General features: G+C 63.6%; 4 protein-coding genes. 2 read left to right on the top strand and 2 right to left on the bottom strand.

Going from position 1 to position 5,345, the window contains the following annotated elements:
• The first annotated feature begins 226 nt into the window (after positions 1 to 226).
• Positions 227 to 1,120 carry a fatty acid desaturase gene (locus AC30NL_RS09210; protein ID WP_489463707.1) on the top strand — a complete coding sequence of 298 codons (894 nt, stop codon included), beginning with the start codon at positions 227 to 229 and terminating at the stop codon, positions 1,118 to 1,120.
• Between the two features lie 8 nt (positions 1,121 to 1,128).
• On the top strand, positions 1,129 to 1,917 hold the full coding sequence (locus AC30NL_RS09205) for a phosphate/phosphite/phosphonate ABC transporter substrate-binding protein (RefSeq protein WP_489463706.1): 789 nt from the start codon (positions 1,129 to 1,131) through the stop codon (positions 1,915 to 1,917).
• Between the two features lie 151 nt (positions 1,918 to 2,068).
• On the opposite strand, the gene AC30NL_RS09200 is transcribed toward AC30NL_RS09205, so the two are convergent.
• Positions 2,069 to 4,162: a PAS domain S-box protein gene (locus AC30NL_RS09200; RefSeq protein ID WP_489463705.1), complete on the bottom strand. Its 2,094-nt coding sequence runs from the start codon at positions 4,160 to 4,162 to the stop codon at positions 2,069 to 2,071.
• A gap of 165 nt (positions 4,163 to 4,327) precedes the next feature.
• Positions 4,328 to 5,068 (bottom strand): response regulator, encoded by a 741-nt coding sequence (locus tag AC30NL_RS09195; RefSeq protein ID WP_489463704.1) that lies wholly within the window; start codon positions 5,066 to 5,068, stop codon positions 4,328 to 4,330.
• Positions 5,069 to 5,345 lie beyond the last annotated feature (277 nt).

Here is a 5,345-nt window from a genome sequence, read left to right as displayed (position 1 = left end):
CCTGCTCGTCGTTGCAAATGCTCGCCATAGCCCGGGCTATGGCTGCGCTTTGCGCCTAGATCAGGTGCCTTTTGACGCGCTGCTCGGGCACGCTCGAAAAAACTCTCAGCCTCTGAGGCGGGCACGAGGCGGCGCATAAGTAATCTCGCTTTGATTCGTTGGAGATCCAGTGTGTCGCCGGTAAGGTGTCGACACGATGTCCCCGCGCTTCATAGGCACTTCCGCTATGCCAGGCAGTCACTCGATCGAATGGCCGACATGGCTGCTGATCGCGGTTGTCTATGCCACCTGGCTGCTCGTGGTTTGGTCCTTCAGGGTGCTGGGGCCGCTGAGCGCCGTGCCGCTGGCCATCGTTGCGTGCTGGTTCATGAGCCTCCAGCACGAACTCCTGCATGGGCATCCGACCCGCAGCCCTGTGGCCAATCGCTTGCTGGCTCTGGCGCCGCTGGCCGTCTGGTACCCCTACGACCTCTACCGCGAGGCTCACTTTGCGCACCACCGGGACGAATCGCTGACCCAACCCGGGCTCGACCCGGAAAGCAACTACATTGCCGCCGCAGACTACGAGAGGCTATCACTCTGGCTTCGGCCGATGTGGATCGCGCAACGTACCGTCATCGGCCGTTTGTTGCTGGGCCCGGCCATGGTCATCGTGCCAACCTGGCTGGATATCGTGCGTAAGCCCTGGCGCGGTGACTTCACCCAGACGCGTATGTGGGCGCAGCATCCGTTGCTGCTCGCAGTGCTGCTGTGGGCGCTGGAACGCCATGCCGGCATCGGCCCGCTGCAATACATGCTTGCGGTCGGCTATCCAGCGTTGGGACTGGCGATGCTTCGGTCTTTCTACGAGCATCGGCCGGCGAGCCAGCCTGCACACCGCGTCGTCGTCAATGAAGCTGGCTGGTTCTGGCGCCTGCTGTACCTCAATAACAACTACCACGTGGTGCATCACGAGATGCCGCAGCTGCCCTGGTATCGCATCCCCACGCTCTACCTGGCCGATCGGCCGGGTGTGCTCCAGCGCAACGGCGGGTTTCTTATACACGGCTACGCTTCGCCGCTGCGACGCCATGCATTCAGCCCCGTCGATTCGCCGGTCCATCCGCCAACCTATCCTTGAGCACTTCGATGCGACTCGCTTCTTTGCCGATGTACGACGCCGATCCCGCTGCGGTGCAGGTGTGGTGGAGCGGCATCGCAGCGGCCATGCAGGCTGAGGGCATTGCACGCGTGCCGCCTGCTGCACTGTGGCCCGCCGACCTTGACGCCCATTGGCGCGATCCGCATCTGTTGATGAGCCAGACCTGCGTCTATCCGCTGGTCAAGCGTCTCGTGAGCGTCGTAGAGGTGCTGGGCGCCTTTCAATACACGGCGCCTGGCTGCGAGGGCATCTTCTACCGCAGCGAATTGCTTGTACGCAAGGACGATCGAAGCCGGGATATCGAGGACTTTCGCGGCCGCGTCGCTGCCATCAACGACACACAATCACACTCCGGATGCCATGCGCTGCGGGCGCTGGTAGCGCCGTTGGCGCAGGACGGGCGCTTCTTTGGGTGCGAGGTTGAATCGGGCTCGCATCGCGGCTCGCTGGCGTTGCTGCGCGACGAAAGGGCCGATGTCGCGGCCATCGACTGCATCAGCCTCGCCGCCATCCGGCGTCAATGGCCGGATCTTCTCGACGGGCTTCAAGTGATCGGCAGCACCGCATCGGCACCCGGGCTTCCGCTGGTGACGTCGTGTCACACCCCACCGGAGGAGCTCGCCGCCCTGCGCCGCGCGCTCACGGCGGCGAGCACGGACCCGAGTCTCGCCGACGTGCGTGAAGCGCTCTTCATCAAGGGATTCGAACCGGTGCCGGTCACTGCATGGATCTCCGTGGCGGCGATTTCGGATAGGAACAAAGGACAGACGCGCTGAGAGGCTGTGAGCGGCGACTTTTCAGGTGACCTGATCCCTGCCGACCATCGCCTTCCGATCGGTTGCCGAAAACCGGCATGGTTTAACCAAGGGTTACTCGTCCGGGGGCCGAGGGTGGCCTGGGGGAATGTTCCGTGCGTGAAACACTGCACTAGAGTTGGTGAAATGAAGTCACCTTCGCAATTCCGCGCGCAAGATCGGCCCGTGTGTAGGGCTTGCGCAGCAGTTCCCAACTCGGTGGCGAATCGCGGTCGGCATCGAGCAGATAGGACGAGTAGCCCGACATCAGCAGGATCGCCATGCGCGGGAATCTGGCTTGTGCCTCGGTCGCCAGTTGCGTGCCGCCCATGCCCTGGCCGAGAGCGATGTCGGTGAGGAGCAGGTCGAAATCGGCGGCCTGCCCCAGCTCAAGCAGTGCCTGCTCGCCGCTTGCGGCCGTGGTGACCTCGCATCCAAGCGCCACCAGAAAGGTCCGTACAACGCTGCGAACCTCGGTGTCGTCTTCCACGAGGAGCACCTTCAGGCCCGGGCGCACGACTTCTCCCGTGGCTTCTTCGTCGTCGATGGGCTCGTCCACATTCCGAGGACATGGAATGTAGAGCGTGATGGTGGTGCCCGCACCCGGCGCACTGTCGACGGCGATGGCGCCCTTGGACTGTTTCACAAAGCCATAGACGGTGCTCAAGCCGAGCCCCGTGCCGCGACCCGCTTCCTTGCTGGTGAAGAACGGTTCAAAAGCGCGCTCTTTGACTTCGTCGGACATGCCGATGCCGGTGTCTGTGATTGCAATGGCGACGAAGGATTCATCGCGCGCATCGGTATCGTCGATTTCGCCGCGCACTTCGTCCGGAAGAAAGTCGCAGGCGAGGCCGCGAAAGCTCAGCGTGCCACCTTCTGGCATGGCGTCGCGCGCGTTGATGGCAATGTTGAGCAGAGCCGATTCAAGCTGGACCGGGTCAGCGAGTACGGGCGGGCACGATGGCGGCGCGTCAACCTCGATGTGGATGCGCTGGTCCAGCGTGCGCCTGAGCATGTCCGACAAGGAATGCAGCAGAGCACTCACGTCTACCTGGGCCGGTTGCAGCATCTGACGCCTCGAAAATGCCAGTAGCTTGCTCGTGAGCTCCGCTGCGCGGCGCGTGGCGCGCGTGGCGGCACCCACCAATTGCTGGCCGTGAACGTCATGCGCGAGAGCGGGCGACTCTTCGAGCACCTGCAGGTTGCCCTGGATGACCGTCAGGAGGTTGTTGAAGTCGTGCGCGATGCCACCGGTCAATTGCCCAACACTTTCAAGCCGCTGCGCATGATTGAGCGCCTCTTCTGCCTGCGCGCGCTGCAAGCTGCTGGCGAGCAGATTCGCGAGCGATTCGACGAAGCGCACCTCGTCGTCGCCGAAGCGCTGCAGGCCCTTCGACCGGACGGTCATCACGCCGATGGTCCGGCCGCAATCGGACAGGGGCACTGCCAGCGCGCTGAGGAGGCCGGCTTTGACATAGGCCTCGGGAACGGTGAAGCGCTGCTCATGGCTGAAGTCCGTCACGATGAGCGGACAGTTCTGTGCCACGACGAATCCCGCCGAAGTGTCGGGACGGTTGGCCACCCGTGCACCGACTCCTTCGCCGGAAAGCAGGCCAACACCGCTCGCAACCCGGAACTCTTGCCGATCGCTATCGAGGAGCAACACCATCGCCAACTCGACCTGCAATGCCGTCGCCGCAATTGCCGGCGCACTTTCAAGCACGACCTGCTGGTCGCGCGCATCGACCGCGAGGCGGCCCAGTTGCGCAAGGTGTTCGCCGTAGCGGGCGCGCTGCAGGGCCTGCCTGACGCGTGGATAGGCACCGATGTCGCGAATGGCTGCCACGACGAAGGGCAGGCCGTGGCTTTGAAGCGGGCTGAGCGCGATTTCGACCATCACCTCGCTGCCGTCCTTGCGCTTGGCCACGAGCTCCATCTGCGTGCCCATGGGGCGAGGGCGGGGCGCGCGGCCATACGCTTCGCGGAAAGACGCGTGGCGAGGTCGAATGCTGTCGGGCACCAGGGCGTCCACGTTCAGCCCGCTCAACTCCTCAACCGTGTAGCCGAGAAGACTGGCGGCCATGGGGTTCGCCAGCGTGATGGCGCCGGCCTGGTCCACCAGCAACAACGCATCGGGATAGGCGACAAACAGCAAACGGAAGACGGTGTGCTCGTCGATGCCGAAGGGCAGTGCAGGAATTTCCCCAAGTAGCGAAGGGACGCTCATGGACATGGCCGGGAATAATTTCCCGTTTTGGGGGGCGCAGGGAGGGATGCGATGCAAGGCGCTACTAGCGCCGTGTGGCGAGCCACACAAGCGAGGAGCAACGCCGCAGCGCGCCCGCCCTGCGCCCCCCAAAACGGGAAATTATTCCGGGCCTTGTCCATGGCTTCAAGCGGCAGTCACCGGTGGCACCAGGACGTAGCCGGCACCGCGTACCGACTTGATGATCTGCGGATCTTCTGCATCGGCTTCCAGCTTCTTGCGCAAGCGTCCCACCTGCACGTCGATGGTTCGGTCGAAGGGGGCGGCTTCGCGGCCACGGGTCTGCTCGAGCAAGAAATCGCGCGACAGCACATGGCCGGGATGCTGCGCGAAGGTGCACAGCAGATCGAATTCACCGGTGGTCAACGGGACGTCCTCATCTTTTGGGCTTGTCAGGCGCCGTGCCGCTTTGTCCAGCACCCAGCCGGCGAACTGAAGGCGGGTTCGGTCCGTCGGAGTTGCAGCGGTCGCAGTGGCATTGGTCGGCGCTGCAGAAGGTGCCAGGCGACGCAGTACTGCCCTGACGCGCGCCAGCAGCTCGCGCAAATCGAAGGGCTTGGTCACGTAGTCGTCGGCACCGACCTCCAGGCCGACGATCTTGTCGATCGCATCGCCCCGGCCAGTGACGATCACCAGCCCACAGTGCCAGTGTTCGCGCAATTGCCGGGCAATGGCGAACCCGTCCTCGCCCGGCAGACCAAGGTCCAGCAGGACCAGGTCGGGCGGGTCGGCCGCCATCAGGTCCATCAAGGCCTGTCCGGAATGCAGTTGACTGACGCGAAAACCGTGGCCGTGCAGATAACTGGCCAGCAATTGGGTGATGTCGGCTTCATCGTCGAGGACGGTAATGTGCTGCAATGTGCTCACGTTCGCTCGCCTGTACTTTGGCGGCGAGGTTAGCAGCTTCTCGTGCCCGCGCGTCGCACGGCAGCGCACAAGGGTGCGATTCAAACTGATGTGTACGCTTCACGTTGCGGACACCGATTTCCGTTCAGGCTGACCCTCGATACCTCAGGGCAGGGTACGCCTGCGGCGTATCGAAACCCCATCCCGACGCTCCACAAGCCCTTCGATCGCGAAGCGACCCAGTCCTGAGGTATCGAAGGATCAGGGCGAACGGGTGTTGATGACTTCACATCAGTTT

The organism is Rhizobacter sp., assembly GCA_021153565.1.
Taxonomy (GTDB): domain Bacteria; phylum Pseudomonadota; class Gammaproteobacteria; order Burkholderiales; family Burkholderiaceae_C; genus Albitalea.
Note: the sequence above shows the minus strand (reverse complement) of the source record. Positions and strands in the feature narration are given on the sequence as shown.